General features: G+C 74.5%; 4 protein-coding genes. 2 read left to right on the top strand and 2 right to left on the bottom strand.

Features of this window, described 5'->3' with window-relative positions; genetic code table 11:
* The coding region (locus tag ESO86_RS13255) for a trans-sulfuration enzyme family protein (RefSeq protein ID WP_165307813.1) at positions 1–1,125 on the bottom strand (1,125 nt) is incomplete at its 3' end.
* 109 nt (positions 1,126–1,234) lie between these two features.
* Positions 1,235–2,236: a DUF389 domain-containing protein gene (locus ESO86_RS13250; RefSeq protein WP_242492364.1), complete on the bottom strand. Its 1,002-nt coding sequence runs from the start codon at positions 2,234–2,236 to the stop codon at positions 1,235–1,237.
* A 96-nt stretch (positions 2,237–2,332) separates the two neighbouring features.
* Here ESO86_RS13250 and ESO86_RS13245 point away from each other — a divergent pair, with 96 nt between their 5' ends.
* Positions 2,333–3,250 (top strand): DNA-3-methyladenine glycosylase family protein, encoded by a 918-nt coding sequence (locus ESO86_RS13245; protein ID WP_129235445.1) that lies wholly within the window; start codon positions 2,333–2,335, stop codon positions 3,248–3,250.
* A 133-nt stretch (positions 3,251–3,383) separates the two neighbouring features.
* Positions 3,384–3,770 (top strand): universal stress protein (locus tag ESO86_RS13240; protein ID WP_165307811.1); only part of this gene is annotated, 387 nt, incomplete at its 3' end.

The following is a 3,770-nucleotide window of genomic DNA, read 5'->3' as shown; positions in this document are numbered from 1 at the left end:
GCCGGGCGCATCGTCGCCCGGGTCGGTCGCGCGCGCGAGCGCCTGCTCGAGGTCGCGCGCGAGGTCGTCGACGTGCTCGAGCCCGACCGAGAGGCGGATCAGGCCGTCGGGGATGCTCTCCGCCTCGGCGGGCCAGCGACGGCGTCGCTCGAGCTGCGACTCGACTCCGCCGAGGCTCGTGGAGTGCACCCACACCCGGGTCGACGAGGCGACGCGCTCCGCGGCATCCGCCCCGCCCGCGACCACGATCGAGACGATCGTCCCGAAGCCCGGGTAGCGGACCTCGTCGAGCGCCGGGTGGTCCGCGAAGCGCGCGGCGAGTTCGCGGGCGTTCGCCTGGGCGCGCTCGAGCCGCACGGGCAGCGTGCGGAGCCCGCGGAGTGCGAGGAACGCGTCGAAGGGTCCGGGGATCGCGCCGCCGAGGCTCCGGCGCGTGACGATCCGGTCGCGCAGCGCCGCGTCGCGTGCGATCACCGCGCCCATGACGACGTCGCTGTGCCCCGAGATCGACTTCGTCGCCGAGTGGACCACGAGGTCGGCGCCCGACTCGAGCGGGCGCTGCAGCAGGGGCGTCGCGAACGTGTTGTCCACCGCGAACAGCGCGCTGGCCTCGCGGGCGGCACGGCCGATCGCGCCGAGGTCGGCCACCTCGAGCGCGGGGTTGGTGGGCGACTCGACCCAGACGAGGTCGGCGCCCTGCGCGGCATCCGCCACCGCGTCGGCGTCGCGGACGTCGACGTAGCGCACGGAGACGTCGCGGGTCTGGACGAGGTCGTCGAGCAGGCCGATCGTGCCGGTGTAGGAGTGCCGGGGCGCGACGACCGTGCCGCCGGTCGGAACGAGCGCGAGGACCGCCGAGATGGCGCCCATCCCGGACGCGAACGCGACGCAGTCCCCGCCCTCGAGCGCACCGAGCGCCTCCTCGAAGGCCGTCCACGACGGATTGCCGTAGCGGCCGTACGCGGTCGGACCGCCGGCGTGGAACGTCGACGCGAGGTGGACGGGTGCGCTCATCGGGCCGTCGGGCTCGCGGGGCGGCCGGCCGGCGTGCACCGCGACGGTCTCGGGGTGCAGCCCGTCGTGCGGGTCCTCGCCCGGTCGGGGTGCCTGCGGTCGGTCGTGCATGGATGGTCCTCTCCTCGACGGTCCACGTCGATCCTCGCCCATCGACGGCGGCGGTGACGACCTCGTGTGCTGGCCCGACGCGGTGGCCGGCATCCGGGGCGGGGTCGCGTCAGTCCCGCTCGACGACGGGGTGCACCACGGCGTCGGTGACGTCCACCTCCACGCCGACGAGCGACGGGACCTCGGACGCGAGCGCATCGCGGAGCTCCGAGACCGGGGGGATCCGGCCGCCCGGAGCCTGCACCGAGACGCGGGCGACGAGGCTCTTCCAGGTGACGCCGTCGACCTCTCCCTCCCCGTCGGCGATCCACTCGGTCGCTGCGGCGTGGATGCGCGCCGTCCAGGTCGCCTGGGCGACGATGACGACGGTGTTGAGTCCGAGGGGGATGACGGTGAGGACGGTGAGCACCGTGACGATCGTGTACGCGCGCCGACGACGGCTCGGCAGCGCGAGCGCGTCGCGCGAGTAGCCCGCGAGCGTGAACACGATCGCCCCGGCGATGATGAGCGCGACGACGTTCGAGAAGAACAGCAGGAAGGCGCCGAACGCCCCGTCGAAGTCCCCCTGGCCGAGCGTGACGCCGACGACCGCGAGCGGCGGGACCAGCGAGATCGCGATGGCCACGCCGGGGAGGACGGCGCTGAGGTCCTTCCGGCTCATCGCGAACGCCCCCGCGACGCCGGTGGCGAGCGCCGCGACGAGGTCCATCAGCTGCGGCGAGGTTCGGCCGGTGATCTGGGAGTTCGCGTTGAGGTTCGTGCCGGCCGGCAGCACGATCGAGAACGCCGCGCCGATGAGGATCACCGCCGCCACGGCACCCGAGACCCAGACGAGGGATGCCACGACCATGCGGGCGCGCCCGGTCACGATCCCCGCGGCGATGCCCAGGATCGGCGTTCCGAGCGGGGCGATGATCATGGCTCCGATCACGGTGGCCGTCGAGTCGAGGAGCACTCCGGCCGCGGCGATGATCCCCGACAGCACGAGCATGATCACGAAGCCGCTCCGCTTGCCCACGCGATCGCCCGACCCGAGGTCGAGCTGGTCGAGCAGGTCGGTCAGCGGGTTGCGCTGCAGCGTCGGAAGCAGCAGCGCGGTCAACTTCGCCACACCCGGATGATCCCACCGGGCGCGTCCGGCGACGAACGCCGCGCCGCGGATGGAGGCGGTTCGGGCGGAGACGGTGGTGGGGCGCACACTGGAGGGGTGAGTCCCGACCATGCGCTCGACTGGCGCGCCCCGCACGAGACCGACGTCGCGCAGACGATCGGCGTGCTGCGTCGGGGCCCCGGCGACCCGACCTACACGCGCACGCCCGACGGCGCGATCTGGCGCGCGACGCTGACCGACGACGGGCCGGCGACGATGCGGATCGTGCAGCGCGACGTCGACCTGGTCCGTGTCGAGGCATGGGGGACGGGTGCCGGCGCCGCCGTCGCGCTCGCCCCGTCGATGCTCGGGGAGCGCGACGACACGACGGGCTTCCGCACGGGCGTCGAGGAGCTCGATGCGGCGCACCGGCGCAACCCGGGACTGCGCGTGCCGCGCACCGCGCGCGTGATGGAGTCGCTCGTGCCCGCGATCCTCGAGCAGAAGGTGATCACGCTGCAGGCCCACGCCTCCTGGCGTCGACTGGTGCTCGCGTTCGGCACCCCGGCGCCCGGCCCGGTGCCGACTCCGATGCGGGTCGCGCCCTCGGCCGACGGATGGCGCGCCATCCCCGTCTGGGAGTGGCATCGGGCCGGGGTCGACCCGAAGCGTGCGGCGGCGATCCAGCGCGCGGCCGCTCGAGCATCCCGGATCGAGGAGGCGGCCGACCTCGCGCCCCCCGATGCCGCCGCCCGACTGACCGTCTTCCCGGGCGTCGGCGCATGGACGGCAGCCGAGGTCGCGCAGCGCGCGTTCGGGGACGCCGACGCGGTGTCGGTCGGCGACTACCACCTGGCGAACTACGTCGGGCACGCGCTGTTCGGGCGCGACATGACCGACGACGAGATGCTCGATGCGCTCGCGCCGTGGGCCGGCCAGCGTTATCGCGTCATCCGGCTGATGATGGCGGCGGGGCTGCGGGGACGAGCGCGGCGGGGCCCGCGGATGTCGTTCGTCGACCACCGCGGGCGCTGAGGGCCGAGCCCTCCGCGACGGGCGTCGGACGGCGGCGATCCCCGCCCGAGTGACCTTGGGCCCGACGGCGGCGACCGCCCTCCGGGAGGCTGGGTGCAGGCCGTCGGGATACGGCACGAAGGGGTGATCGGACGTGTTCACGCAGATCGTCGTCGGGTGGGACGGGTCCCCGAACGCGGAGGCAGCACTGGAGTGGGCGGCGGCCCGTGACGATGCGGCACCCCTGCTCATCGTGCACACCGTGCCGGGTGCGGACACGTCGAGCGAGTACCTGCGGGCCACGGGCGACCTCCCCGAGGCGCGGGTCGAGCTGATCGACCGTGCCGCGCGGCTTCGCGTCGAGCACCCCGGACGCTCGGTCGACACGCTCACCGTGCACGGCCGCGCCGACAAGGAGCTCGCCACGTACCTCGACGGCGGCGCGCTCGTCGTGGTGGGCGGATCGCAGAGCGGGCACGAGACCGCGTGGACCCTCGGCGCCCGGCTCGCCGGGCGCCGAGGACGCGGCGCGGTCGCCGTC

Origin of the sequence: Agromyces binzhouensis (assembly GCF_004135055.1) — a bacterium.
GTDB lineage: Bacteria > Actinomycetota > Actinomycetes > Actinomycetales > Microbacteriaceae > Agromyces > Agromyces binzhouensis.
This window is presented reverse-complemented; position numbering and strand designations above follow the sequence as displayed.